Annotated in this window: 21 protein-coding genes; 10 read left to right on the forward strand and 11 right to left on the reverse strand. The window is 72.0% G+C overall.

Going from position 1 to position 25,380, the window contains the following annotated elements:
- The 5 genes from RL72_RS19345 to RL72_RS02580 all read left to right on the forward strand — a co-directional run.
- Positions 1 to 135: SUMF1/EgtB/PvdO family nonheme iron enzyme (locus RL72_RS19345; protein ID WP_156156673.1), on the forward strand; the 135-nt coding region annotated here is incomplete at its 5' end.
- Positions 132 to 494 carry a YidH family protein gene (locus RL72_RS02565; protein ID WP_045249246.1) on the forward strand — a complete coding sequence of 121 codons (363 nt, stop codon included), beginning with the start codon at positions 132 to 134 and terminating at the stop codon, positions 492 to 494. The genes RL72_RS19345 and RL72_RS02565, both read left to right, overlap by 4 nt.
- Positions 491 to 832, forward strand: coding sequence for a DUF202 domain-containing protein (locus RL72_RS02570; protein ID WP_045249247.1), 342 nt, complete (start codon positions 491 to 493; stop codon positions 830 to 832). The genes RL72_RS02565 and RL72_RS02570 overlap by 4 nt, the downstream gene beginning before the upstream one ends.
- Before the next feature lie 56 nt (positions 833 to 888).
- Positions 889 to 1,542, forward strand: a complete 654-nt coding sequence (locus RL72_RS02575; RefSeq protein WP_045249248.1) for a hypothetical protein — start codon at positions 889 to 891, stop codon at positions 1,540 to 1,542.
- Positions 1,517 to 2,185, forward strand: a complete 669-nt coding sequence (locus tag RL72_RS02580; RefSeq protein WP_091736500.1) for a histidine phosphatase family protein — start codon at positions 1,517 to 1,519, stop codon at positions 2,183 to 2,185. Before RL72_RS02575 ends, RL72_RS02580 begins: the two co-directional genes overlap by 26 nt.
- 7 nt (positions 2,186 to 2,192) lie before the next feature.
- Here RL72_RS02580 and RL72_RS02585 read toward each other — a convergent pair whose 3' ends face one another.
- The 5 genes from RL72_RS02585 to RL72_RS02605 form a co-directional block, all read right to left on the reverse strand.
- Positions 2,193 to 3,827 (reverse strand): MFS transporter, encoded by a 1,635-nt coding sequence (locus tag RL72_RS02585; RefSeq protein ID WP_045249249.1) that lies wholly within the window; start codon positions 3,825 to 3,827, stop codon positions 2,193 to 2,195.
- 32 nt (positions 3,828 to 3,859) lie between these two features.
- Positions 3,860 to 4,873: a glutaminase A gene (gene glsA / locus RL72_RS02590; protein ID WP_374700571.1), complete on the reverse strand. Its 1,014-nt coding sequence runs from the start codon at positions 4,871 to 4,873 to the stop codon at positions 3,860 to 3,862.
- Positions 4,874 to 4,983: 110 nt separating this feature from the next.
- Positions 4,984 to 5,505, reverse strand: coding sequence for an FHA domain-containing protein (locus RL72_RS02595; RefSeq protein WP_211256011.1), 522 nt, complete (start codon positions 5,503 to 5,505; stop codon positions 4,984 to 4,986).
- A gap of 159 nt (positions 5,506 to 5,664) precedes the next feature.
- Positions 5,665 to 7,692 (reverse strand): primary-amine oxidase, encoded by a 2,028-nt coding sequence (locus RL72_RS02600; protein WP_082071983.1) that lies wholly within the window; start codon positions 7,690 to 7,692, stop codon positions 5,665 to 5,667.
- Positions 7,693 to 7,823: 131 nt separating this feature from the next.
- Positions 7,824 to 10,355 carry a glycosyltransferase gene (locus RL72_RS02605; RefSeq protein ID WP_045249250.1) on the reverse strand — a complete coding sequence of 844 codons (2,532 nt, stop codon included), beginning with the start codon at positions 10,353 to 10,355 and terminating at the stop codon, positions 7,824 to 7,826.
- Positions 10,356 to 10,562: 207 nt separating this feature from the next.
- On the opposite strand from RL72_RS02605, the gene RL72_RS02610 reads away from it, so the two are divergent.
- Positions 10,563 to 12,170 carry a glycosyltransferase family 39 protein gene (locus RL72_RS02610; RefSeq protein WP_052674139.1) on the forward strand — a complete coding sequence of 536 codons (1,608 nt, stop codon included), beginning with the start codon at positions 10,563 to 10,565 and terminating at the stop codon, positions 12,168 to 12,170.
- A gap of 128 nt (positions 12,171 to 12,298) precedes the next feature.
- Here the strand turns inward: RL72_RS02610 and RL72_RS02615 are convergent, their stop codons facing one another.
- Positions 12,299 to 13,942, reverse strand: a complete 1,644-nt coding sequence (locus RL72_RS02615; RefSeq protein ID WP_045249251.1) for an amidohydrolase — start codon at positions 13,940 to 13,942, stop codon at positions 12,299 to 12,301.
- 28 nt (positions 13,943 to 13,970) lie between these two features.
- On the reverse strand, positions 13,971 to 15,473 hold the full coding sequence (locus tag RL72_RS02620; protein ID WP_211256012.1) for a purine-cytosine permease family protein: 1,503 nt from the start codon (positions 15,471 to 15,473) through the stop codon (positions 13,971 to 13,973).
- A gap of 58 nt (positions 15,474 to 15,531) precedes the next feature.
- Between RL72_RS02620 and RL72_RS02625 the strand changes: the two genes are divergently transcribed.
- Complete coding sequence (locus tag RL72_RS02625) at positions 15,532 to 16,542, forward strand: LacI family DNA-binding transcriptional regulator (RefSeq protein ID WP_052674140.1); 1,011 nt, start codon at positions 15,532 to 15,534, stop codon at positions 16,540 to 16,542.
- Positions 16,543 to 16,610: 68 nt separating this feature from the next.
- Here RL72_RS02625 and RL72_RS02630 read toward each other — a convergent pair whose 3' ends face one another.
- Positions 16,611 to 18,386, reverse strand: a complete 1,776-nt coding sequence (locus RL72_RS02630; protein WP_045249253.1) for a 2-isopropylmalate synthase — start codon at positions 18,384 to 18,386, stop codon at positions 16,611 to 16,613.
- A 198-nt stretch (positions 18,387 to 18,584) separates the two neighbouring features.
- Here RL72_RS02630 and RL72_RS02635 point away from each other — a divergent pair, with 198 nt between their 5' ends.
- Both RL72_RS02635 and RL72_RS02640 read left to right on the forward strand, forming a co-directional pair.
- Complete coding sequence (locus RL72_RS02635; RefSeq protein ID WP_248700348.1) at positions 18,585 to 19,229, forward strand: FadR/GntR family transcriptional regulator; 645 nt, start codon at positions 18,585 to 18,587, stop codon at positions 19,227 to 19,229.
- On the forward strand, positions 19,226 to 20,035 hold the full coding sequence (locus RL72_RS02640; protein WP_045249255.1) for an ABC transporter ATP-binding protein: 810 nt from the start codon (positions 19,226 to 19,228) through the stop codon (positions 20,033 to 20,035). The genes RL72_RS02635 and RL72_RS02640 overlap by 4 nt, the downstream gene beginning before the upstream one ends.
- A gap of 38 nt (positions 20,036 to 20,073) precedes the next feature.
- Here the strand turns inward: RL72_RS02640 and ilvD are convergent, their stop codons facing one another.
- Entirely contained in the window at positions 20,074 to 21,930 is a 1,857-nt protein-coding gene (gene ilvD, locus RL72_RS02645; protein WP_045249256.1) for a dihydroxy-acid dehydratase, read from the reverse strand.
- Positions 21,931 to 22,015: 85 nt separating this feature from the next.
- On the opposite strand from ilvD, the gene RL72_RS02650 reads away from it, so the two are divergent.
- A complete protein-coding gene (locus RL72_RS02650) occupies positions 22,016 to 22,801 on the forward strand; it encodes a helix-turn-helix transcriptional regulator (protein WP_045249257.1) in 786 nt (261 codons plus the stop codon).
- A 49-nt stretch (positions 22,802 to 22,850) separates the two neighbouring features.
- Here the strand turns inward: RL72_RS02650 and RL72_RS02655 are convergent, their stop codons facing one another.
- Positions 22,851 to 24,323, reverse strand: a complete 1,473-nt coding sequence (locus RL72_RS02655; RefSeq protein WP_052674141.1) for a glycosyltransferase family 39 protein — start codon at positions 24,321 to 24,323, stop codon at positions 22,851 to 22,853.
- Between the two features lie 237 nt (positions 24,324 to 24,560).
- Positions 24,561 to 25,319, reverse strand: coding sequence for an IclR family transcriptional regulator (locus RL72_RS02660; RefSeq protein ID WP_045249275.1), 759 nt, complete (start codon positions 25,317 to 25,319; stop codon positions 24,561 to 24,563).
- Positions 25,320 to 25,380: the final 61 nt, after the last annotated feature.

Here is a 25,380-nt window from a genome sequence, read left to right on the forward strand (position 1 = left end):
CGCGGCGGCAGCTACCTGTGCCACAGCTCGTACTGCAACCGCTACCGCAATTCGGCCCGCAGCTCGAACACCCCGGATTCGTCGATGGGCAACGCGGGATTCCGCACCGTCTCGCTCCGAACGGAGGACGCATGACCAGCAGCCGATTCCCCCGGCGTGTCTACGACCGCGGCGAGGAGCCGGATGCCCGGTTCACGCTCGCGAACGAGCGCACGTTCCTGGCCTGGATCCGCACCTCCCTCGCCCTGCTCGCGGGCGGCGTCGCGCTGGAGGCGCTGGGGCTCGGCATGCATCCGGGATTCCGTCATGCGGCGTCGATCCTGCTCATCGTCGCGGGGCTGCTCACCCCGGTGCAGGCGTGGTTCGGGTGGATGCGCACCGAGCGGGCGCTGCGCGAGTCGACCCCGCTCGGACCGCCGTGGATCGCGATCCCGCTGGCACTGGTCGTGGTGGCGACCGGCGTGCTGGTGCTCCTCGGGGTGCTCCTGGCGTGACCGGCGAACCCGAGCGGGTCTTCGACCCCGGACTGCAGCCCGAGCGCACCGCCCTGGCGTGGCGGCGCACCGCGCTCGCGCTCGCCGGCGGGTCGGTGGTCATCATGCGCATCCTGCCCTCGGTCATCGGCGGCGTCGCGCTCGTGCTCGGATTCGCGGGGCTCGTGCTCGCGCTCGTGGTGCTGGTCGGATCCCATCGGCGGTACCGGCGACAGCACAGGGCGCTCACCTCGACCGAGCCGGTCGTGCTGCGCTCCGGTCTGCCGGTGGTGGCGCTGACGGCCGCGACCCTGCTCGTCGGCGTGCTCTGCCTGCTGTTCGTGCTGCTGCGCGGCTGACGCGAAGCCGGGTCCTCGCCCTCGTGGCACTGTCCTGGCGCCCGTAGCATGTTCAGGTGCCCGCCCTGCATGACCGTGCCTGGACCCTTCGCGAGCGTCTCGCCGCTCGGCTCCGTGGGCTGCCGTGGTGGCTCGTCGCCGCGGCGGGAGCGGTCTCGCTGCTCTCGGGCGTCGTGCTGCTGATCGCTGAGGGGGACGCGGTGCTGCTGCGGCTGCGCCTCCTGATCGGCCTCGGCTTCCTGCTGTCGGGGATCGACGATCTCGGCTCCGCGCTTACGCGTGGCCGGGGACGGATCCTGAGCGTCGTGAGCGGTCTGCTCGCGGTGGCGGGCGGCGCCGCCCTGTGCGCGGGGGCGGTGCCCGACGACGGCCTGGTCCTGATCGCCGCGCTCGTCTATCTCTCCAGCGGCATGTCCAAGGTGGTGGCGGTGGTGCGGGCGCAGAGCGAGACGCCCCGGGTCGAGCTCGTCTTCGGCGTTCTCGACCTCGCGCTCGCGGTGCTCTGCGCGTTCCTGCCGGCCTGGGGAGTGCGTGCGCTCACGATCGTGCTCGGTCTGCGCAGCATGATCGTCGGGGTGAGGATCGTCCCGCTCGCCTGCACACGGCTGCGCCGCGCGCAGCGCGATGCCGCGCGACCGCCTGTCGTCCGGGAGGAGGACGGGCGCGGGAGCGTACCGTTGCAGGGTGCAGAACCTCGCGACGCCCCTTGACCCGCTGCCCGACCGTCCCGCCCCGGACAACCCGCAGGGCAAGCTCGTGCTGCTGCGGCACGGCGAGACCGAGTGGTCGCGCAGCGGTCGGCACACCGGGCGCACCGACATCCCGCTCACGCCGCGCGGGGAGGAGCTGGCCCGTCTGGCCGGCGCGCTCGTCACCGGCTACGACTTCCGGCTCGTGCTGTCCTCGCCGCTGCAGCGTGCCCGCCGCACGGCGCAGCTGGCCGGTCTCGAGGCCGACGTCGACCCGCTGCTGGTGGAGTGGGACTACGGCGGCTACGAGGGGCGCACCACCAAGGACATCCGCGCGGAGCTCGGCTACGACTGGAGCGCGTTCACGCACGGCGTGATCCGCGGCGAGACGCCGGGGGAGACCGTCGAAGAGGTGGCCGCTCGAGCCTCCCGCGTGCTCACCCGGGTGCTGCCGGCGATGGTCGACGGCGACGTGGCGCTCATCGCGCACGGCCACTACCTGCGGATCCTCACCGCCGTGTTCCTGCGCCAGGCCCCGCGCTTCGGCGCCGCGATCACGCTCGACGCCGGATCCGTCTCGGTGCTGGGATACTCGCGCGAGCAGCCTGCCATCCTGGCCTGGAACCACGGCCCGCAGCTGCCGCTGCAGCCGTCCGAGTCCTGAGCGCCGCTCAGTCCTCGTCGGGCAGGTTGTCCGGCGCCGGGATCTCCTCCGGGCGGTAGCGCGGCAGGCGAGACGCCGGGAGGGCGGCGATCGCGCTGATGCCGGCGAGCACGAGGAAGCCGAGCCGGAGCGTGCGCAGGCGCTGCTCCTCGTTGATCGCCACGGCGGCATCGATCTGCGCCGGCGTCGCGTCCGTCTCCTCGAACTTCGCCTTGAGCGCGTCGTTGCTGAGGAAGTTGACCTGGTCCAGATCGACCTGCGTCATGATCGACGGCGGCAGCTCGTCGTGCTCGGCGACGGCCCGGGTGAATCCCATGCTCAGGAGAGTGACCAGCAGGGCGCCCATGACCGCCGTCCCCACCGCGCTCGCGAGGTTCTGCGTCGTGCCGCGGATGGATCCCACGTCCCCGGCGAGGCTCTTCGGCGCCGCGGTGACGAGCACGTTGAACACGAGCGTGACGAGCGATCCCTGACCGATGCCGAAGACGACGAGACCGAGGATCGTCGGGAACGTCTCCCAGTTGTTCGTGACGACGATCGAGAGCCAGACGAGGGCGGCGGTGGTCAGGGTGAAGGAGAACAGTGCGATGGTCCGCGGGGCGAAGCGCTTGTAGAAGCGCACGATGAGCGTCGCGGTCACGAACACGGTGAGGTTGAACGGCATCATCGCGAGGGACGTGTCGAACGGCGTCCGTCCCTGCACCACCTGGATGTAGGTCGGCACGGTGAAGTTCACCGCCGCCTCCATCGCCACGATGATGAACATCGCGTACACCGCGGCGCGCTCCGAGCGCTTGCCGAGCACGCTCAGGTCGACGAGCGGCACCTTCCCGATCCTCATCCGGCGCCGGGTCCAGAGGAAGAACGCCTGTCCGAAGATCACGCCGACCACGACGAAGACCGGGGCGGGGGAGAGCCCGAGGACGGAGAAGGGCGCCCCGGGCTCGGCGAGGACGATCCCCCAGGCGTTGAGGTTGTTGAAGCCCAGGGTGAGCAGCACGACCGCGGCGCCGATCAGCACCGACGCCACGAGGTCGATCCGGATCGCCGGGTTGCCGCGGTCGCCGCGCAGCCCGAAGCTCAGGGCGAACACCGCCACGGCGAGGGCGAGTGTGATGAAGAACACCGGCCGCCAGCCGACGAGGGTGCCCAGGGTTCCGCCGATGAGGAACGCGCTGATGCCGGAGAAGGCCCGCGCGGAGCCGAGGGAGCCGACGGCGGTCGCCTGCTGTGCGCCGCGGTAGTTCTCGGCGATGAGCGCGACGAGCGAGGGGACGATGATGGCCGCGGAGGCGCCCGCGAGCACCTGGCCGCCGATCGCCCAGCCGATGGAAGAGGCGGTGATCATCATCACGCTGCTCACCGCGAACACGGCCACCACGACGCGGAAGATCAGCACCCAGCCGACCCTCTGCCCGAGCTTGGCGCCGGTCATGACGAGGGCTGCGACGGCGAGACCGTAGACCACGATCGTCGAGCTGGCGGTGGTGGGCGGCACGCCGAAGTCCTCGACCATCCCGCCGAGCGAGATCGGCAGGGCCGCGACGTTGAACGACATCAGTACCTGGGCGAGGAAGAGCCCGACCATGGGCGCCCAGGAGCGGCGCTCCTCGACGTGCTCGGTGGCGGTGGCGGCGGTCATGAACGGCTCCTTCGAAGGGGGATCGGATCCTGTCACGCGGGGGATGGGCCTGCGGCGCGGGGTGCCGAGGCGAAGAGGTTGAGGCCGAGCGCGCGGGAGAGGAACGCGCACGCACGCTGCCCGCGCACGCTGTTGCCCGCCTCGTCGAGGCGGGGGGAGAACGTGCCGACAGCGCCCTTGCCCGGCGCGATCGCGACGATGCCTCCCGAAACGCCGGACTTCGCGGGAAGGCCGATCTCGAACAGCCACTCCCCGCTGCGCTCGTACATCCCGCAGGACGCGAGGAGGGCGAGCGTGTCGCGGGCCGTCTCGGCGGAGACCACGCGCTCGCCGGTCACCGGGTTCACGCCTCCGTCGGCGAGAGTCGCCCCCATCACGGCCAGGTCCTGCGCCGTCACCGCCAGCGAGCACTGCCGTGTGTAGATGTCGGTGGCCTCGTCTGGCGCGATCGCCAGGCGCCCGTAACTCTGCAGCAGGAGGGCCAGCGCCTGGTTCCGATGATTCGTGAACGACTCGGACCGGTACACCTCGCCGTCGAGCGCGAGGGGACGCCCCGCGAAGCGGCTGAGTCCGTCGCGGATGCGCTGCCAGCGCTCGTCCGCATGCGCCCCGGGCACCAGGGCGGTCGTGGCGATCGCCCCCGCGTTGACCATCGGGTTCATCGGGCTGCCGTCGTTGAGCTCGACGGCGACGACGGAGTTGAAGGCGAGGCCGGTGTTGTTCACGCCCACCGTCTCCACGATGGTGTCGTGGCCGATCTCGTCGGCCGCGAGCGCGAAGACGAAGGCCTTGGAGATCGACTGGATCGAGAAGGCGATGTCGACGTCCCCGGCTGCGTGGGTGCCTCCGTCGACGTCGACCACGGACAACCCGAACCACGCCGGATCCGCCTCCGCCAGGAGGGGGATGTAGTCGGCCACGGTGCCGTCGTCCTGGCCGGAGTATCGATCATGCGCCTCCGCGACGAGCTGGTCGATCCGCCCCGCGCCGGGCATGGCGCCGGTGAAGCTCAGCTGCGGGACATCGGTCACGTCGGTCTGGAACACGTCGCCTCCTCGGACGGCACCAGTATTCCGCAGACCGCCGACGGGCGACAGCGCCTGCGACAGGGAGCGCCCTCGACAGGGCACAGCGTGCCGAGCAGCGGGTCCTCGGCTCAGTCGGAGGGGAGCCCGTCCTCGGGTGCGATCACGGGAGGTTCCGGCGGTGCGGGCATCGCGCCGGTGTGCCCTTCGGCCTCGTAGTCGGGGCGAGGGGGCTGACGGCGCTGATGCGCGCCCTCGCCGCCGAGCCGTCCGCCGTAGGGGCGGCCATGGTCGGCGAACTCGTCGCGCACGAAGACGAAGCGCCACTCGCCCGCGGTGAACCGCGCGCCGGTGTGCAGGGTCTCGACCGCGCGGCCCTCCTCCTCGGCGGACTTGGCGATGTTCGCGCTGGTCTGCCCGGGGGCGAGCATCTCCAGGTCGTAGTCGTCGTGGGCGTCGTGCCGGATGACCGCGTGCACCGCGGCGAGTCCGGCCAGTCGGATCTGGCAGTCTCCCGCGGATCCGATGCGCGTCTCATCGTCGACGAGCTGATGGACCAGCCGGGTGTCGTCGGATGTGATCAGCAGATGGGGGCGCCCCGCGCCCCAGTCGGCGTGGGTCGTGGTGCCGCTCGGCTGCGCCTGCATGCTCATGATCGGGCCTCCTTCGCAGAGGCCGGGTGGCACGGATCGCTGCTCCAGGACGTTCAGCCGTGCGTCGCCCTGGTCTCTCGCATACCGCGATGCTAACCCCGCACGGGGAGCGTGGCGCCGGATCCGGCAAAGCCGCAGCCTGCCGGATCCGGCGGCGCCTCAGCCGTGGTGATCGTGCTGATGGGCCTCGTCATGCGGATGACCGGATCCGTGCGCATGACCGCCGTCGTGCGCATGACCGGATCCGTGGTCGTGTCCGCACCGGCACTCCCCGTCCGTGCAGGAGCAGGACGCGCCCTTCGCGGTGCGCGGGGCGTCCAGCGAGGGGTTGCGGTCGAAGAAGCCGAACGGCTTGAGCCAGAACGAGATCGTGTCCGCCGGCATGATCGGCCAGTCCTCGGTGCGGGTGATGTGGTGGATGCCGAAGTTGTACCAGAGCACGACGTCCTGGTCGACGAGGTCCTCATCGTCCGCGATCCAGGCGCTCATGCCGTTGTGCAGGTCGTCCACCGACTGGGTGGGGTAGTCGCCCGCGGGCCAGAACTGGTCGTCGTGGTGCCGGGTGACCCACAGCGTCTTGCCGATCACCGGGTTGCGCCTGAGGATCGGCGACGACTCGTCGAACATCGCCGGGAACGACGCCGAGGGCACGAGCTTGTACGCCACGGGCGCGCCCCACGCGTTGAGCTTGCTCGGATTCTGCACCTTCCAGCCGCGCTGACGCTCCCAGTCGAAGCTGCGGCCCGACTCGGACTCCGAGCGGATGACGGTGGCGCGGGTGTTCAGGTCCAGGCCGAACGGGTTCGCCTCGGAGATGGGCGCCGGCATCGAGTCGGACTCGATCACCGTGTTGCCGTCGCCGTCGACGTCCAGATCGAGGCGCGCGATGAGGAAGTGCTGGTGGAACGGCGCGTACGTGCGGGTGTCGATCGTGGTGCCCGTGGCCTTGCCGGTCTCGCCCTCTGCCATGGGCGTGGTCACCATGATGCCGGTGGCGCGCACCTCGCACTCGATGTTGCCGTCCTGGTAGAAGCGCCAGTACACGAGGTACTCGTAGTTCGCGACGGTCGCGTGCACCGAGACGACGAACCGGCGCTGGCGCCGCACCTCGGTGCCCGCATCGGGGTCGACGTGCTTCCAGAGCACGGCGTTGTCCTCCTCGTGCAGGCAGATCGCGTTCGTGATCGTCCACGGCTGACCGGCGGTGTCCGGCAGGACGGCGTCGAGATAGGTGATCTCGCCGAGGCAGTCGCAGCCGAGCTCGAGCGACGTGCACATGTAGCCGAGCCCCCATTCGCCCACGTCGAACGCCGTACGGCGGTAGTGGTCGAAGCTGGAGTCGCGGTAGGGCACGATCATCTCGGCGAAGGACAGGCGGTACGCGACCTCGCGGCGGGTGCCCTGGTCGTCGAAGCCGACCTGGTAGATCACCGGTCCCTCGCGGTAGTTGAAGCCGAGCCGGAAGTCCCAGTTCTGCCACTGGACGCGGGCTCCGTCGACGGTGAACGAGACGCCCTCGGGCTGCACGATCTCCAGCGGCTTCAGATCCGTCCGCGGGGTGATGCCGGCGAGCTCGGGCACGTACTCGCCGTGCACCTCGGGGAAGCCGTAGTCGTGATGCTCCTCGATCTCGAGCACCTCGAGGGTGTTCATGTCGACGATGATCTTCAGGCCGCTCACCGGGTGCGCGTAGGGGTTGCCGTCCGGCGTCGCCCGCATCCACAGGTCCACCCAGCCCAGGCGCCGGTCACGCCACTTGTCCGGGATCACCGCGCCGCCATAGGTCCACACGTCGAACAGCACGAGGTCGACGTCGACGCCGCGGGCCTCGAGCGCCGCGCGGACCTCGGGGTTCTCCTTCATCGCATGGTCGCAGTCGTGGTACTCGTCGATCGTGAAGTTCGGCGTCACCCCGGGCACGTGCGTCCACGACTCGACCGCGTCGGCGGTGAGGTTCACGACCGCCTCGTACACCTCGTTCGTCTGCTTGCGCCACAGCACCGAGAGCGAGCGCCGCACCACAGGATCCCCCTCGCGCCACGCCTTCACCTCGGCCTTGGGCGGCTCCTTGAGGATGATCGAGGCGTACCGCCAGCCCGTGTCGACGCCGTGCTCCCGTGCGAGGACGGCGGCGGTGGCGGAGAACTCGGCACCGGTGAGCGAGTCCAGAGGGTGCGGTGAGGCCATGGTGATCCCCGATCGGTCGTTCCGGGGCGCGCCTCGTTGCGCATCCCCGCGGACTTCGAGTCTGCCATCGCGGCGCCCGGCGGCGCGAGAGGCGCCGGGGCGTTCGACGGCTCGGGGACGGCCGGCCCGGATCAGTCGGCGAGAAGAGCCTCGAACTCGGCCTTCACGTCGGCGCGATATGCGTCCACGTCCAGCGTCGCCGCCGGCACGTCGCCGTCCAGGAACGCCGTCATGCCCGCCGCGAGGGCGTCGTCGTCCTGACCCACGATCCGGATGGCGCCCTCGGGGAGCGCCCCGTAGACCGAGCCGAACGAGGTCGAGACGATCGGCAGCTCGCAGATCGCCGCCTCGATGAGCACCATCGGCTGGCCCTCGTAGAGGCTGGAGAGCACGAAGCAGTCGGAGGCGGCGAGCAGCGCGTAGGGATTGCGCTGAGCACCGGTGAGGAAGGCGGCGTCAGCGAGCCCGGCGTCGTCGATCTGCTGCTGCAGGTCGGCGCGCAGCGGTCCGCCGCCCACGATGAGCAGACGCGACTCGGGATGCGCGGCGTGCACCTTCTGGAACGAGCGGATCAGGCGGGCGTGGTTCTTCTCGGGGCTCAGGCGCCCGATCGTGACGAACCAGCGCAGCTCGCCCTCATCGGCCTGGAGCGCGTCGTACCAGGCGGGTCGCGGCGGGATCTCCTGATCGGCTGCCTCGTACTGCGCATCGGACTCGGCGAAGAAGTCGCTGAGCGGGCGCCGCGCGCCGCGGATCACGTGCTCGACGTCCGGGAAGTTGCGCACGGTGCGGAAGTGATCACCGGAGGCGTATTCGGCGAGCTCCGCCCGGTTCAGCTCGGTGAGCTGATGCGAGACGGAGACGAGCTGGTCGTACTCGGAGTACATCGCGAACACGGTGCCGAGGCCGCGCTTCATGCTGGCCTTCCCGTTCACGGTGCGCTCGCGGTCGGCCGCCATCTCGTTGTGCATCCAGATGGCCCGCACGGGATCCGGTCCGCCCTCGCTCACGGCCGGGGCGTGCAGCAGCAGCGTGGTCCACACCGGGCCGTAGCCGCTGAAGTCGGCGACCCAGTCGAACCTCGCCTCGCCGAACACGCGCATCCACTCCGCGTTCCAGAGCCTCTCGTGCCACGGCTCGGTCCCCGGGGTGCGCGGGGACCCGCGCCACTCGTCGATGCGACGGCGCAGGTGCACGGCCTTGGAGCCGTTCATCCCGCCGATCCGGAACACCTGGCGCACCTCCGCGGGGATGCGCGCCTGCGTCAGCGGGTCGGTGCTCCCGCGTCGCTTCGGCAGGAGGGCGGTCACGTCGTAGCGGCTGTGGTCGATGGCCCCGAGCAGGTTCAGCGCGCTGGTGGTGATGCCGTTCGGCTTCATCCCGCCCAGATACACGAGCAGGCGCTTGCGGCCGTCGCGGGCGGTGGGACGGGCGCGATAGCCGTCACGGGCTCCGCCGAACACGATGTCGACCACCCTGGCCGTCGCCGCGCCGTCCTCGAACGGAGCGAACCTCTCGGCCCAGGCGGCGTACTGGGGATGCGGCGGCGCGCCGTGCAGCAGGGCGGCGAGGGCGCGACCGGTGCGGGCGGCGTCGGCGTCGACCGGGCCGGGGAGGGTGTCCAGGGGCATGTACGTGCCGCGCCCGGAGGAGTAGAGGTCGGCGTCCGGCGTGAAGAACGCGATCGGGCGGCCGCTGGCGAGGTAGTCGAAGAAGATCGACGAGTAGTCGGTGACGAGTCCGGCCGACGCCCCCAGCAGGACGTTCGTGGGGATCGAGTTCGGAGCCAGCGAGCGGGCCAGCGCCGGGCGTGAGGCGGCACGTGCGTGCACGATCTGGTGCGTCTTCAGCACGACGACGTGGTCGTCTCCGACGCCCTCCTGCAGCTGCGCGAGCTGGGCGGCGAGCTCGTCGATGTTGTCTTCCGGGTCGTCGAACGAGCTGCCCCGCCATGTGGGCGCGAACAGCACGATCGGCTTGCCGTCGAGCGCGACGCCGCTCTGCTCGAGCTCGGCGCGCACCGCGTCCTCCTCCGCGGCGTCGAGACGCTGCCGGTCGATGCGCGGGTAGCCCTCCTCGATGATCGTGCCGGGGTAGACGTTGGTGAGCCGGTAGGCGCCCTCGTACATGGTCTCCGCCATGAACGGGTTCGCCGCCAGCAGGTAGTCCGACATCAGGAAGTTGCGCAGGGTGTTCGCGGACTGCACGGCGCCGGCGGGCATGTCGAAGCCCATGAGCTTGAGGGGGGTGCCGTGCCAGGTGTTCAGATAGACCTGGCCCTCCCGCTTGCCGAACCAGGTCGGGAAGGTCGCGTTGTTGATCAGCCAGCCGCTGACCGACAGCGCCTGACGGTACGAGGCGGACCCCCGGCGCACGAATGACACCCGCCGGTCGTCCGCGAACTCGGCACGGAAGCGCTCGATCGCATCGTCGTCCGAGATCGCCCAGACGTGGGTGAGGTGCGCGTATGCGGGATCCGTCAGCAGGTGGCGGAAGATCGCCTCCGGGTTGCACAGCATGCCGTTGCCGGCGAACGACTCGTACAGGACCTGATCGGGGCGCACCGGACGGGACCGCCAGAATGCGATGCGCTCCGCTTCGGCGGCGCGCTTGAGACGTCGGGCGGCGGAGCGGACTCGGCGCACGGAGGAGGAGAGGGGCACGCTTCCAGGATATTCGGCGGCGTCCGAGTGAACGCTCGGAGAACATCGGATGTCGGGACGGTGCCGCACCGCGAACGGCCGGGTTGCGGGATCACCCTGCGGGGGGTGCTCGCGGGCGGGAACACGGGCGCCGGCGGGCGCGTCGGGGACAGGCGGCTGACAGGGGGTTCGGAGGAGCGGCCAAGGACGGCCCGCTAGCCTCGGGACGTGACCTCCTCCGCTGTCGGCACCGCCTCGGAGCGGTCGCTCACCTCCGGGTCGCGGGCGACGGCGGATACCCGGCGGCTGGGGCTGTGGGCGGCCGTGCTGGGCCTGTTCGCGGTCGCGACGAGCGCGGCGGGATCGTGGATCCCCTCCCTCTGGGGCGACGAGGCCGCGAGCCTCATGTCGGCGACGCGGCCGCTGCCGTCGCTCTGGCACATGCTGAGCTACGTCGACGCCGTGCACGGGCTGTACTACTTCGGGCTGCACGCCTGGATCGATGTGTTCGGGCCGAGCGCGTTCTCGATCCGGTTCCCGTCCGCGCTCGCGATCGGCGTCTGCACCGCCGCGGTCGTGTGGCTGTGCGGGCGGCTCGGCGGGATCCGGTTCGCCGTCGTCGCGGGCGTGTTCACCGCCCTCGAGCCGCGGCTGATCTTCGCGGGGGAGGAGGCGCGCTCGTATGCGATCGGCGCGGCCTTCGCCGCCGTGCTGATCGTGCTGCTCGTCGAGATCTCCCGCCGACCCGGCACCGCAGCCGGATGGTGGGCCGGCTACGCCGCGGTGCTCACCGTCGCGACCTGGACGTTCCTGTACTTCGCCCTCATGGTGTTCGCCGCGCTCGTGATCGTGCTGCTGGCGCCGCCGCTGCGCCGGCGCTGGCGGGCCTGGGCGCTCAGCACCGGGATCGCCCTCGTGCTGTGTGCGCCGATCGCCTGGTTCGGCTTCCTGCAGCGCCGCCAGATCGCGTTCCTCGCCGTGCGCGAATCGGTCACGGCCGAGGTCGTGCTGAAGAACATGTGGTTCCAGGAGTGGTGGTTCACCGCGCTCGCCTGGGCCCTGATCCTGATCGCCGTGATCGCGTTCGTGCGCGACCTCGTGCGGATCCGCCGAGAGGGCGGGCGGCTGTGGCGCACGCCCGGGGTGCGGCTCGAGGTCGTGGCGCTCAGCTGGATGCTCGTGCCGATGGGTCTGCTCCTCGCCGTCACCCCGTTCATGGCGGTCTACACCGCCCGGTACGGCACGTTCTCCGCGCCCGCCGTCGCGATCGTGATGGCCCTCGGCGTGCGGACCCTCGCCCGGATCGGCGCGCCGCCGGCGCCCGCGGACGCCCCCGGCCCGCAGGAAGGGCCGGGGTCGCGCCGCGGGGCGTGGCTCGCGGGCATCGCGATCGCCGCGGTGGTGGTCGCGGCGGTGCCGGTGGCCGCGCTGCAGCGCGGGCCGTACGCGAAGAACCAGTCGGACTGGAACGACATCTCGGCCTTCATCCGTGCGAACGCGCACCCCGGTGACGGCATCGTGTTCGACGACGGGGCGCGGCCGTCCCAGCGCACCCGGCTCGCGAAGGCGACGGATCCCGCCTCCTTCCGCAACGTCACAGATCTGCTGCTGAAGACGCCGTACCAGAAGTCGTACACCTGGTACGACCAGACCTACGGGATCCCGCGGGCGGCCGGCATGGGACGTTTCGACGGCGTGGACCGCGTGTGGGTGGTCGAGCTGTCGTTCCAGGGCGTCGAGGACGACTGGGGGCTCAGCGACCTGCGCGACCTCGGCTATCGCGAGACCCGCCGCGTCGACGGCGCCGGCAGCGTGATCCTCCTCTACGAGCGCTGAGCGACGCACGCGCCCTGCCGGTCGTCGAGCGAGCGGAGCGAGACGAGACGCGGCGCCCGGCGAGTGCACCGCGTTTCGTCTCGGGAGCCTGCGGCGTCCTCGCTCGACGACCCCGGGGGCGGTCGGCGTCAGCGGTCCTGGACGAGGGCGGCGGAGTGCTCCTGCCCGCGGACGACCGTGGCGCGCACCTGCGCGGCGAGGAACGCCTCGGGCCCGTCGCGGAACGGATCCGCGTCGAGCACCACGAAATCGGCCGAGGTCCCGGCGCGCAGCACTCCGAGCTCGCCGTCCCAGCGTGCGGCGTACGCCGCGTCGCGGGTGGCCCGGCGCACCGCGTCGGCGACGGCCATCGCATGGGCGGGGAGGTTGGCCGGGAGGTCCGGATCGAACGCCGAGCGCCGGGTGGTCGCGATGAACAGGTTGGGCAGCGGATCGAACGGCGCGGTCGGCGCGTCGGTGCCGAGCGCGAGCGTCGCGCCCGCCTCGGCGAACTCGCCCCAGGGGTAGCCCCGTTCGGCGCGGTCGTCGCCGAGCATCGCGCGCCAGTTGTCCTGGATCGCGGGATCGCAGTGCACGGGCTGCATCGAGGCGACGACGCCCAGCCGTGCCAGGCGCAGCGGCGTCGCGGCGTCGACCGTCTCGAGGTGCTCGATGCGGTGGCGGCGATCGGCGCGGGGGCCGTTGGTCGCGACCGCGGCCTCCAGCGCATCGAGCGCGAGGGCGGATGCGGCATCGCCGATCGCGTGCATCGCGATCTGGAGGCCGGCCGCGTCGGCGCGCGTGACCACCGCGGTCAGGGAGGGAAGGTCCCAGAGCGCCTCGGGCTGCGAGCCGTCGGCGAACGGCGCCCGCATGGCCGCCGTGCAGCTGTCGATCACGCCGTCGACGAAGAGCTTGATCCCGGCGATCCGCAGACCGGGGCCGGGGTGCTCCCGGTTCAGGGCGATCGCACGATCGACCGCGGCGGCGTCGCCGTCGGCGGTCCCGGTGCGATAGACGGCCCAGTGCGCGGCGACGTGCATCGGCAGGATCCCGCCGTGCCGCTCCTGGACGGCGAGCATCGCGCGGAGATCCGGTTCGGACAGCGCCATGTCGACCGCAGCGGTGACCCCTGCGTCGAGGTACGTGCGCAGCGCTGCCTCGAACTGCGCCTCGCGGTCGGCATCGCTCGTGAGCGCGTCCAGCCGCACGCGCAGGAACGCGAACACGGCGTTCTCCCGCAGCATGCCGGTCGCGCGGCCCTGTGCATCGCGCTGGATCGTGCCGCCGAGCGGATCCGGGGTCTCGTCGTCGATCCCCAGCTCGGCCAGAGCCGCCGAGTTCAGCCAGGCGGAGTGGTTGTCGTTCGCGTTCAGGTACACCGGGCGATCGGAGACGACCGCGTCGATCATCTCCCGGTGCGGAGCGCGGCCGTCGAGGCTGGAGAACAGCCAGCTGCGACCCTGGATCCGCGGCGCGTCGGGATCCGCCGCCGCGGCCGCGGCGATGCGCGCCTGGATCTCCGCGAGATCGGGCGCGTCGTGCAGGTCCACCTGCTCGAGCGACTCGCCCAGTCCGATCAGGTGCGTGTGCGCGTCGACGATCCCCGGGATCACCAGCGCGCCGTCGAGCTCGACCACGGCGTCGGCCGCGAAGGCGTCGGCGGCGGCCGTGTCGCCGACGAAGAGCACGCGGCCGTCCTCGACGATCAGCGACTGCGCCCACGGCTGCGTGTCGGAGGTGAAGATCGCGCCGCCGCGGTAGTGCGTGGTGCGTGTCTCGTTCGAAGTCATGAGAGGGGATCCTTGTCGGCGTGAGCGGTCAGAGCGAGGCCAGCGAGCGGGGCGAGCGGCGCACCAGCAGAAGATAGAGCGCGAAGGGCACGAGCAGGCCCACCGGCACCGACAGGTCGATGCCGCCGATCGCGGCGGCGATCGGCCCGGTGAAGACGAGCGTCGCGCTGCACAGGAGCGAGGCGCCGATGCCGGCCAGCACCGCGATCGCGCCGGGGACGTGCACGCCGCCGGTGAACCAGAAGCGGCTGCCGCGGCTGTCGTCGGCGAGGGCCGCGCCGTCGTAGCGGTTGCGGCGCCACAGCATGTCGGCGAGGTACACGCCCATCACCGGCGCGAGGATCGTGACCGCCAGCTGCAGCGCGCTGGAGACGCTGTCCAGGAAGTTCCAGACCAGCAGGGCGAACAGCGTCATCAGCACGCCCACCGTTCCGTCGAGGAGCACGGTGCGCGAGCGCGGCAGGCGGATGCCGACGGCCTGGAGGGCGAGTCCGGAGCTGTACGCGGTCATCGCGTTGTTGGCGATGGTGCCGACGATCACGGAGATGAGGAAGATCGGGGCGAACCAGCCCGGCAGGAACTTCTCGAGCCCCGCTTCCGGATCCGACATGTCCACGGCGCTCGCCGCGAGGGCGCCGACGAACGTGGCCAGCACGCCGGGGATCACCATCCCGAGCGTGGTCCACAGGGCGACGTCGCGCACCCGGGTGCTCGCGGGCAGGTAGCGGGCGAAGTCGGCGCTGTTCGTGTACGACAGCGGACCGGACGCGACGAGGGCGATGCCGGCGGCCATCATCGCGACCAGATCCAGGCCGTGCAGCGGTGCGGCCGGGGTGTAGCTCCACTTCGCGCCGCCGACCACGAACACGGCCATGCCCGCGAAGATCACCGCGAGCAGGATCGCGAGCGGCTGGTACAGGCGCATGATCAGGCCGTGGCCGTACACGCTGATCACCATGGTGGCGGCGGCGATCACGATCGCGCTGATCGCGATCGTCCAGCCGTTCGACGCGATGCCGAGCCGGCCGAGCAGGCCGACGGCGACGGTCGTCGCGGCGGCCCAGTTGATCGCGAGGTAGCAGACGCTGATCAGCCAGCCGGCGATGGCGACGTTGAACCGGTTGCCGGTGATGCCGTACATGGCGCGGGTGATGACCTCGCTGGGGGCTCCTGCGGCCGGCCCCGAACCGGCGACGATGCCGGTGATGATCGAGAACAGGTTGCCGATCACGATCGCGAGCAGCGCCTGCCACAGGTCCAGACCCAGCAGCACGAGGGTCACCCCGATCACGACGGCGAGGAAGTTCACGTTGGGTGCCGCCCAGACGGCGAGCAGATCGCGCGCACGGCCGTGGCGCTCCGTGTCCGGGATGTAGTCGATGCCGTGCGTCTCGATGCGGGTCGCGCTGTCGGCGGGCACGGCGTGCGTCAGCGCGGGGGACGGGTCTGCGGTCTCGGGGGGTGTCGTCTGCGACATGAGGGCTCCAGGGCGGAAGGTCGGGTGCGCGACGTCCTTGTTCGCGCTCGACACGCAACGGTAAAGAGCCAAAACGATTTGGGCAAGCGGATCCGGAGATTATCATCGCGGCATGCGCAGACAGCGATCCACGATCCGCGATGTCGCCCGCAGGGCAGGGGTCTCCGTCACCACGGTGTCGCACACCTTCTCGGGCAACGGCGTCGTCAACCCCGCCACCCAGGCGCGCGTGCGGGCGGCGGCGACCGAGCTCGGCTACCACCCCGACGTGGTGGCCAGCGGCCTGCGGCGCAGCCGGCTGGGCGTGATCGGGCTCGTGCTGCGCCCGGCGGTCGGCGCGGAGCCCCAGCAGATCCAGGACGTCGACTACTTCCCGCGCTTCGCGGGCGCGGCCGCGCTCACGTCGCTCGCGCACGGCTACGCGCTGATGCTCGTCGCCGATCCGACGGTGCCCCAGGCGCCGACGACCGCCTGGGCGTGCGACGGCATCATCGTGACCGACCCCGTGGAGGGCGACCCGCTCATCGCCGCGCTGCGCGCGGGGGGCATGCCCTACACGCTCGTGGGAGCCGATGTCGCGGATCCGGGGGATCCCCACATCGTCGACATCGCCACCGCGCTGATCACCGATCGCGTGCTGGAGCACCTCGCCGTGTGCGGAGCGCAACGGATCGCCCTGGTCGTGGGCACCGACCCGATCGAGTGGAACACGGCGACCGAGCAGCGCTATCGCGAGCGAGTGCCCGAGGAGGCGCAGATCGTCCTGTCCGTGCCCGAGCGCGCGGAGCCCGACGAAGGGGCGGTCGCCGCCGACGAGCTGCTCGCGCTGCCCCTGCCGCCCGACGGCGTGTACTGCATGACGAGCGACCACGCCCGCGCCCTCGTCGACCGCCTGGTGGCGCGCGGGGTCCGTGTGCCCGAGGACGTGCGCGTGGTGTGCGGGTCGGACGCGGAACGCCTGCGTGGGATCTCCCCGGAGATCACCGCGGTCGACCTGCAGCCGCAGGCGCTGGGCCGGCAGGCCGCGGCCGAGCTGCTGCGGCAGCTCGAGCCCGAGCTCGCACTTGCGGTGCCCGCGCCCGAGCACGGCACCCTCGTCGTGCGCGCGTCGACGGCCGGCTGAGGCGGTCCGCACGGCGTGCCGCGGCCGCGGATCAGACCCCGAGGGAGTGCGGATCCGCGGCCCGCGGCTCAGCGCAGCGACGCGTTCGCGGCGGTGAGCACGGCGTTGAGCGTCGCGGTCAGCACCGATCCGTCCCGTCCGGCGGCCCATCCGGTGCCGTGCGCCCCGCGGTACTCGATTAGCGTCAGCGCCTCGCCGTCGCTGCCGGCGCCGAGACTCGTCTGCTGCAGGTCGAGGATCTCGATGGGTGCACCGTGCGCCGCGAGCGCCTCGGTGAGCGCCTCCACCGGTCCCACACCGGGGTGCTCGGAGTCGTGCTCGGACCCGTCGACGCGCAGCCGGAACATCGTGCGCGGCTCGGCAGCGGCGTCGGTGCGCACCTGCGACAGCGCGATGCGGGGCTCCTCGTCGCCGGCGAGATAGGCGTCGTCGAAGATGCGCCAGAGCCCGTGCGCGTCGAGCTCGAGGCCGCTCTGATCGGCGTGCCGTTGCACGTGCCCGGCCAGGTCGATCTCCAGCCGGCGCGGGAGCCGGATCCCGAACTCCGTCTCGAGCAGGTAGGCGATCCCGCCCTTGCCCGACTGCGAGTTCACGCGGATCACCGCGTCGTAGGAGCGGCCGAGGTCGGCCGGATCGACGGGGAGGTACGGCACGCGCCAGGCGATCTCCCGCTCGGAGCGTCCCTCGCACGCGGCGCGTTCCCGGTGCTCGGCGAAGCCCTTGCGGATCGCGTCCTGGTGGGTGCCGCTGAACGCCGTGTGCACGAGGTCGCCGACGTAGGGATGCCGCGGGTGCACCTCGATCCGGTTGCTGTGCTCGACCGTGCGGCGGATCTCGTCGATGTCGGAGAAGTCGATCATCGGATCGATGCCCTGGGCGTGCAGGTTCAGGGCGAGCGTGACGAGGTCGACGTTGCCGGTGCGCTCGCCGTTGCCGAACAGGCAGCCCTCGACCCGCTGCGCGCCGGCGAGCACGGCCAGCTCGGCGCAGGCGATCCCGGTGCCGCGGTCGTTGTGCGGATGGACCGACAGGATGACGCTCTCGCGCCGGTCGAGATGGCGGTGCATGTACTCGATCTGGTCGGCGTACACGTTGGGCGTGGCGATCTCGACCGTCGCCGGCAGGTTGAGGATCACCGGGCGCTCCGGCGTCGCCTCCCACAGGGCGGTCATCGCGTTGCAGATCTCGAGCGCGTAGTCGGGCTCGGTCAGCATGAACACCTCGGGGGAGAACTCGAAGCGCACGTGGGGAAGCCCGCCGGCGAGCTCGAGCACGTCTCGTCCTGCGTCGAGGATCAGCGCGCGCAGCTCGTCGCGATCGCGACCGAGCACGGTCTCCCGCCAGATCGGCGCCGTCGCGGTGTACAGGTGGATGACGACGGGATTGCGGATGTCGCGGATCGACTCGACCGTGCGTGCGATGAGATCGCGGCGCGCGGCCGTGAACACGACGATCGTCACGTCCTCCGGCGCGATGCCCTGCTCGGCGATCAGGCGCACGAAGTCGAAGTCGGTCTGCGAGGCGGACGGGTAGCCGACCTCGATCTCCTTGTAGCCCATCGCGACCATGAGCTCGAAGAAGCGCCGCTTGCGCGCCGGATCCATCGGCTCGGCCAGTGCCTGGTTGCCGTCGCGGAGGTCGACCGGCACCCACAGGGGTGCGGCGGTGAGGCGCCGGGTCGGCCAGGTGCGCTCCTGCGCCGAGAGGGCGATCGAGACGCGGTCGTAGGGATCGGCGTAGCGATGCGACGGCATCTGCGAGTGCCGCTGGCGGTTCCAGGCCGGCGCGCCGGCGGGGACGGGCCCGGCGGGCGTGGAGATTCCGGGAAAGGGGGCGCGGGTCATGCTCTTCTGCTCTCTGCGAGGGGTTTCGGCGGTCGGCGCGGCGGCATCAGCCACGACGGGGTGCCGGACCGGTCAGTCCCCGCCGTGGCGGTGAAGAAGGAGGATCGCGCTCGGGAGCATGCAGGCAGTGTAGCGTTAACTCCGCAGACAAGTTGAGGAGTGGATGCGATCATGGGGCCGAGCGTGCAGCGTTCTTCGATGGCGGATCAGACCGCGGACGTGCTCCTGGACAGGATCAGGGGCGAAGAGTGGGTGCTGGGCGCCCGGCTCCCCGGTGAGACGACGCTCGCCGCCCAGCTGGGGGTGGGGCGGTCCACGGTGCGCGAGGCGATCCGCCAGCTGGCGGGCAGGGGAGTGCTGTCGGCGCGACAGGGCGCGGGCGTCTTCGTCACCGCGCTCGACGTGCGAGAGGACTGGGACGCGGTGCTGCAGCGCGCCGACATCGTCAGCGTCATCGAGGCGAGGGCGGCGATCGAGGGGGATGCCGCGGCGCTCGCCGCGGAGCGCCGCTCGCCGGACGATCTCCGCGCGATCCGCCGCGCCCTCCGTCATCGCGCGGAGCACCGCTCCCATCTCGAGGAGCACGTGGACGCGGATCTCGCGTTCCACCGCGCGATCGTCGTCGCCGCCGCCAACCCCATCCTCACCGAGCTGTTCGACGGGTTCACCCCGCGGCTGCGGCAGACGATGATCGCGATGCTGCGGATCCGCGCCTCCTTCGGCGACGACGAGGACCACGAGGCGCACGTGCGCCTGGCCGATGCGATCCGTTCCGGCGATGCCGCGGCCGCCTCCCGCCTCAGCCGGTCGCACCTGGCGTCGCTGAAGGACGGCCTGCGGTGAGCGGCGAGGTCGTCCGGCTGGACGGGGTGACGCTGCGGCGCGACGGGCGCGACATCCTGCAGGAGATCGAGCTGGTCGTGCGTGCGGGCGAGCACTGGACGCTCCTGGGCCCCAACGGCGCCGGCAAGAGCTCGATCCTCGGCATCTGCGGCGCGCGGACGCACCCGTCGAGCGGGACCGCGGAGGTGCTGGGCCACAGGATCGGCCGGGTCGACCTGCAGGAGCTGCGCCGCCGGATCGGCCACGTGGATCCGCGGCATCCGCTGCGCTCGCCCCTCACCGTGACCGAGGTCGTGCTGACCGGCCTGACGGGGACGATCGAGACTCCGATGCGCTGGGCGCCGACGCCCGCGCAGACCGCGCTCGCGCATCGGCTCATCGCCGAGGTGGGCCTCGCGCATCGGTGCGACGCCCGATGGCCGACGCTCTCGCAGGGGGAGCGGGGCCGGGCGCTGATCGCGCGGGCACTCGCCTGCGATCCCCGTCTGATCCTGCTCGACGAGCCGATGACCGGGCTCGACGTGGCCGCCCGGGAGCAGCTCCTGGAGACGATCGACGCGCTCGCGCACCGGGATCCGGGGCTCGCGTCGATCCTCGTCACGCATCACCTGGAGGATCTGCCGGAGACGACGAGTCATGCCCTCGTCATCGCGGGAGGGGCGATCGCGGCGATCGGGGCGATCGATGACGCGGTGACGACCGAGACGATCTCGCGCGCGTTCGCCCACCCGATCGAGGTCACCCGCACCGACGGGCGGTGGGCGGCGCGCACGCACCGCGACCGCCGGGCGGCGGTGCCGGCCTGACGCCGGGTTCCGAAGGCTGATGCCTCCGGAACCCGGCCTCAGAGCTCGGGGACGATGCGGATCGCGCCCTTGTCCGCCGACTGCGCGAAGTGCGCGTAGGCGCGCAGCGCGGGGCTGACCTCGCGGACGCGGTTGCGCGGCCGGTAGCCGCCGTTCGCCTCGAGGTGCTCGCGGCGGCGCTCCAGCTCCTCCCACGGCACCTCGAGCTCGAGCTTGCGGGTGGGGATGTCGATCGAGATGATGTCGCCGTCCTCGACGAGGGCGATCATGCCGCCCGCCGCCGCCTCGGGGGAGATGTGCCCGATCGACAGGCCGGAGGTGCCCCCGGAGAAGCGGCCGTCGGTGATCAGGGCGCACGCCTTGCCGAGGCCGCGTCCCTTGAGGAACGACGTCGGGTACAGCATCTCCTGCATGCCGGGGCCGCCCTTGGGACCCTCGTAGCGGATGACGACGACGTCGCCCTCCTTGACCTGCTTGTTCAGGATCTTCTCGACGGCCTCGTCCTGCGACTCGCACACGACGGCGGGGCCGGAGAAGGTCCAGATCGACTCGTCCACGCCCGCCGTCTTCACGACGGCGCCGTTCTCGGCGATGTTGCCGTGCAGCACGCCGAGGCCGCCGTCCTTCGAGTAGGCGTGCGCGACGTCGCGGATGCAGCCGCCCTCGGCGTCGGTGTCGAGCGAGGCCCAGCGCTCCGACTGCGAGAACGCGGTGGATGAGCGTCGCCCGCCCGGGGCGGCGTGCCACAGGTCCTCGGACTGCGCCGAGGCGGACCCGCCGCGCACGTCCCACTCGTCCAGCCACTCGCCGAGCGTCGCGGCGTGCACCGTGTGCACGGTGTCGTCGAGCAGGCCGCCGCGGCGCAGCTCGCCGAGCAGGGCGGGGATGCCGCCGGCGCGGTGCACGTCCTCCATGTAGTAGGTGCGGCCGCCGGCGGAGTTCGGGGCGACCTTCGCGAGGCACGGCACGCGGCGCGAGATCGCGTCGATCTCGGCGAGGCCGAAGTCGACGCCCGCCTCGTGCGCCGCCGCGAGCAGGTGCAGGATCGTGTTCGTGGATCCGCCCATGGCGATGTCGAGCGCCATCGCGTTGCCGAACGCGGCCTCGGTCGCGATGCTCTTGGGCAGCACGCTCTCGTCGTCGCCCTCGTAGTAGCGCTTGGTGATGTCGACGACGAGGGATCCGGCCTTCTCGTACAGCGCGCGGCGCGCCGTGTGCGTGGCGAGCACGGAGCCGTTGCCGGGCAGCGAGAGTCCGATCGCCTCGGTGAGGCAGTTCATCGAGTTGGCGGTGAACATGCCGGAGCAGGATCCGCAGGTCGGGCAGGCGGACTCCTCGATGCGGAGGATGTCGGCGTCGGAGATCTTCTCGTTCACCGCGTCGCTGATCGCGTCGACGAGGTCGAGCGAGCGCACCGTGCCGTCGACGAGCGTCGCACGGCCGGCCTCCATGGGGCCGCCGGAGACGAACACCGTCGGGATGTTCAGGCGGAGTGCCGCGAGCAGCATGCCCGGGGTGATCTTGTCGCAGTTCGAGATGCAGACCAGGGCGTCGGCGCAGTGCGCGTTGACCATGTACTCCACCGAGTCGGCGATGAGGTCGCGCGAGGGCAGCGAGTACAGCATGCCGCCGTGGCCCATCGCGATGCCGTCGTCGACGGCGATCGTGTTGAACTCGCGGGGGATGCCGCCCGCCTCGGTGATCGCGTCCGACACGATGCGCCCGACGGGCGCGAGGTGGGTGTGGCCGGGGACGAACTCGGTGAACGAGTTCGCGACGGCGATGATGGGCTTGCGCCCCAGGTCGGCGCCGTTGACGCCGGCCGCGCGGAAGAGGGCGCGCGCGCCCGCCATGTTGCGTCCGTGGGTGACCGTGCGAGAGCGATAAGCGACCATGGTCACCATTGTGGACCTGCCGTGCTGTTCTGCCGAGCCCGGCGGCGAGGAGGGTTTGTACTAGTACACGGAGTACTGTTTTTCCATGATCCGGCCGCGCACACCCCGCCGCGAGCAGCTGGGGGAGTTCCTCGCCTCCCGGCGCCGCGCCGCGAGCCGCTCCGCGCTGGGCCTGCCCCAGGCCGCGCGGCGCGGCGACATCGGTCTCAGCCGCGAGGAGGTCGCCGCCCTCGCCGGGGTCAGCGCCAGCTGGTTCACCTGGCTCGAGCAGGGGCGGGACATCGGCGTCTCGCGGCAGGTGCTGGGCGCGGTCGCGCGCGTGCTGCAGCTGAGCCCGGCCGAGACCGACTACGTGGTGCGGCTCGCCGGCCCGGACGAGGACTCCGCCGCCGAGGAGCAGGAGCGGATCCCGGATCATCTGCAGCGGCTGGTCGACGCACTCGCGTTCCCGGCGTTCGTCGTGGCGAGCGACTGGGCGATCCTCGGGTGGAACGCCCCCTATGCGCGACTGTACGCGCCGATCGGCACCGTGGATCCGGCCGATCGCAACCTGCTCTGGCTCATCTACACCGACCCCCGCCTGCGCCGCATGCTGCCGGACTGGGACCAGGAGAGCCGGCGCTTCCTCGCCGAGTTCCGGGCCGAATCCGGCGTGCGGATCGGATCCGACCGGCATCGTGCCCTGATCGCCCGGCTGCTCTCGGCGAGCGAGGACTTCCGCGTCCAGTGGGCGGAGCACGCGGTCGAGCGCTTCACGTCGCGCCGCCGCGTCTTCCAGCACCCCGACGACGGACGCCTGGAGTTCGAGCACCACAGCGTGGTCCCCTCGGACGCCCCCGGGCTGAGCGTCGTGATGTACGTGCCGCTCTGAGCGCGGCCGGATGCGCGACCGCGGCGTCCGCGCAGCATGCACAGGAGCGTCAGCGGGTCATGCGCAGGATCGTCGTGACGTTGATGCGATGCTCCGACCGGATCCGGTAGCCGAGCGTCTCGAGATGCCGCACGTCCGGCGACGCGGCGGCGGCCGGACCTCGCTCCACGACCCAGGCGGCCCCGCCGAGATCGGCGGCCGTGAGCGCGGTGTTCGAGCGGGTCCGGTCCCACAGCCCGGCGCGTCCCCGGTACGCGGAGATCAGGGCCGGATCGCGCAGGCCCGCGACGGCGGAGGGGTAGACCGCGGCGATCAGCCGAGGCGCCTCGGAGTCCTTCGGGCGGGCGTCGTAGACGACGGCATCGCCCGGCTGGGCGCGGGCGCTCAGGTAGGCCGCCGCCTCGCGCCAGTCGCTGCCGTCCTTCGCGTAGGGCGTGCGCTGCACCACCAGGTTCGGCACGAACGCTGCGAGCAGCACCGCGAGCAGCACGGTGCTGACGAGTGGCGCCCGCACCGGGGCCCGCGCCGCAGCCCACGCGGCGGTCGCGTGCACGCCGAGCGCGACGAGCACTGCGGCGGCGGGGGTGCAGAACGACAGGTAGCGCACCGTGTACATCGGCGCGATCGTCACGCTCGCGAGCAGGATCGCCGCGGTCGGCAGCAGCAGCCACAGCGCGGTGAGCAGCGCCAGCCGGGCGCGGTCCGGGGAAAGCCGCCTGGCGCGCCAGGCGGCCACCGCGCCGATCGCGATGAGGGCCCCGCACGGCCACGCCGTCACCGGATCGAACCACTGCAGCGCGAGCACGTTCTGCAGGGTGATGTAGTCGCGGTGGGCGAGGAAGCCGATCTGATTCCTCTCGGCCGCGGCGAGCAGCGCGATCGGCGCCGCCAGCACGGCTGCGCCGGCGGCCCAGCCGGCCCAGATCCGCATCCGCGCGCGGTGCGCAAGCAGCACGAACACCCCGTGGACCACGAGCAGCAGCGCCAGGTAGAGGAAGACGTAGACCGCGGCGGCCGCTCCGACCGCGTACGCTGCCCACAGCCACGGCGTGCGCCGCCGCTCCAGCAGGGCCAGCAGCAGCACGGTCAGCCAGACCGCGATCGCCGTGCCGATCGCGTACGAGCGGGCCTCGGCCGCCATCACGGCCGTGCGCGGCAGCAGGGCGGCGACGAGACCGGCGGTCAGGGCGAGCCGCGGCCCGCCGAGCCGCCCGGCGAGAACTGCGGTGCCGGCGGCGAGCAGCCCCGCCGCGATCGCGCTGGGCAGCCGCACGGAGAACTCGCTCGCCCCGAACAGGCCGATCCACAGATGCAGGAACGCGTAGTACGCGCCGTGCACCCCGTCCACGACCTGGAGCATCCGCCACAGCTCCGGCCAGGTGCGCGAGGCCGACATGACGCTCGCCGCCTCATCGCCCCAGAACGACGGGATCCAGGATCCGGCGATGCCGGCGGCGAGGCCCACGACTCCGGCGATGAGGGCGGCCCGGCGCCGTCGCGCCCGATCGGTGGAGGTCCGCACACGCCGATCCTGCCGCCGTCGGCTGTGCGCGGGCCGTGTGGGCGCGGGGTGCGCGGTGCGGGGGCGTGCGGCGCGCTCGGCTCGGCACGGCTCGGCTCGCGTTTCCCTCCCCGCGTCGTCTTTCCCTCCCCTGGCAGACGCGCACACGGGGAGGGAAAGGCGACCGGGGGAGGGAAACACGGCTCGGAAGCGCGCACACGGGTGCACGGCAGGGCTCCGCTCGAGCGCGGGCCGGGCTCAGGCCCGCGGGCGGGTGCCGTACCCGAGCCGGCGCTGCAGCTGGCGCGCGGTCTCGGTGACGGCTTCCACGATCGTCGTCTCGTCGACCGGAGCGTCCTCCGCCCAGGTCATGGCGACCGCCGCCACGGGCCAGTCGACGTGGTCGCGCACGGCGATGCCGACGGAGCGGAAGCCGGTCGTGACTTCGCCGTCCTCTCGGGCGACGCCCTGCCGCCGCACCTCGCGCAGCAGCTCGTTGAGCTCGCGCGGCCGGGCGGGCCCGCCTCCCGTGCGCTGCGCGAACGCCGCGGCGTCGGGATACAGCGCGCGCACCTGCTCGCGGGGGAGCGCGGCGAGCATCGCCCGGCCGGTCGCGGTGAGGTGGGCCGGAAGCCGCACGCCCACGTCGGTGATCAGTGCGGGGCGGCGCAGCGCGCGCTCCTCGACGATGTAGAGCACGTCGCGCCCGGTCATCACGGCGAGGTGCGCGCTCTCCCCGAGACGGTCGGCGAGGGCGGCCAGCAGCGGCCGGCCGAGGCGCGCGAGCGGCTCCTGCCGCGAGTACCCTCCGGCCAGCTCGAACGCGCTCGTGCCGAGACCCCAGCGGCGCTCCTGCGGGAGGTGCACCACGAAGCCGTGCGCCTCGAGCGTGGCGAGCAGGTGGTACACGGTCGAACGGGGGATCTCGAGCTCCCGCGCGAGCGCCGAGGCCGCGACGGGCCCGGCGCGGCGGGCGAGGAAGCGCAGGATCCGCAGCGTGTGGTCGGCGGCGGGCACCTGCGGCCGGTCGTCGCCCGCGCCCGGACGCGCGACGAGACGGGAGTCGGCGTCGCGGTCG

This window comes from Microbacterium azadirachtae, assembly GCF_000956545.1.
Taxonomy (GTDB): domain Bacteria; phylum Actinomycetota; class Actinomycetes; order Actinomycetales; family Microbacteriaceae; genus Microbacterium; species Microbacterium azadirachtae.